Source organism: Psychromonas aquimarina ATCC BAA-1526 (genome assembly GCF_000428725.1).
GTDB classification, from domain to species: Bacteria; Pseudomonadota; Gammaproteobacteria; order Enterobacterales; family Psychromonadaceae; genus Psychromonas; species Psychromonas aquimarina.
In genome coordinates this window covers 1-1,022 of sequence record NZ_AUAM01000144.1, presented here as the reverse complement: position 1 = coordinate 1,022, position 1,022 = coordinate 1, and the positions used below count along the sequence as shown (strand labels likewise).

The window sequence follows — 1,022 nt, the reverse complement described above, 5'->3', positions numbered from 1 at the left end:
GAGCGCACCTCATGTGCACGCAAAATCAAAATATTTAAAATCAAATGCACCGTCTGAAGACGGTGGTTTTTACCACTTAAAGCTGGAAATAAACTACATAACGCTATTTCGTTTACGTTTGATGAGTTGAAAATAGAATGCTCTTGGGATGAATATTCGAGTAATTTTGGTGGCGTAGTGGAAAACAAACCTCATGTTTCATTTAACCTTTTTGATGTAGTTGCGGATAAATTGAGCAATGGCTCTTACTATTATATAGAAGAGGAAAGCATCTCAGAAATGGGTTGCCGGTCATTAAAAGGAGGCATTTACACTCCGCTTTGTTGTGTTGTCGCTCATGAGTTGGCGCATGCGTTAATTTATCATTCAGAATATTTTTATTCAGAATGCAAGCAGAACATTCCTTTCTCTGAGTACCACAGCAAGCAATGGTTTGATCTGTACATGGCCTTGCGTACTGAATTATTGTTTTTATTTGTTGAAGTGCAGGCACCGGTACTACCCTCAATGATATTGCAGGTTCTAGGATGAATAAAAGGGCGGTTGCCAATATAAGCAAACTTTCTAATAATATACATGGTGCCTTTGCCCATGAAGCTATTGATGCTTTCACTACCAATTGTGTTAATGATTTTGATTGGAAAATGCTAATTGAACTAAAACATTTAAAGGAATTTGAAATAACAATGTAGTTGTATTGGGGTGTATCAACCCAATAATTGCTATAAAAAAACGCGCATCATCGACCAAAGCATTGCGCGTTTACTTTATTTTTTTAAAAAAGGATATTTCTACTATGGCTCAATCAATAATGTCAGATACCGAGTTCGCAGACACTTACACGTTGAAAAAGGCATTGCTCATTATAGCGTTAAATTAAAAAAATCCGCTAAAAAGTAGGTTCTGTCGCATCTTCGGAAAAAGACTGGATGCTCTACAGGTACATTTAGGCAGCTAAAGAATAAAACTGCTCCCAACGCGTTAACCCATCTGAGTTTTTCATCTGTCCTTTACGAAGCATT

General features: G+C 37.0%; 2 protein-coding genes. Both read left to right on the top strand.

What is annotated here, in order from left to right; all coding sequences use genetic code 11:
• Positions 1-177: 177 nt before the first annotated feature.
• Positions 178-531, top strand: a complete 354-nt coding sequence (locus G337_RS0119455) for a hypothetical protein (protein WP_028865318.1) — start codon at positions 178-180, stop codon at positions 529-531.
• Positions 528-692, top strand: a complete 165-nt coding sequence (locus tag G337_RS28760) for a hypothetical protein (RefSeq protein WP_157619406.1) — start codon at positions 528-530, stop codon at positions 690-692. Before G337_RS0119455 ends, G337_RS28760 begins: the two co-directional genes overlap by 4 nt.
• The last annotated feature ends 330 nt before the right edge of the window (positions 693-1,022 follow it).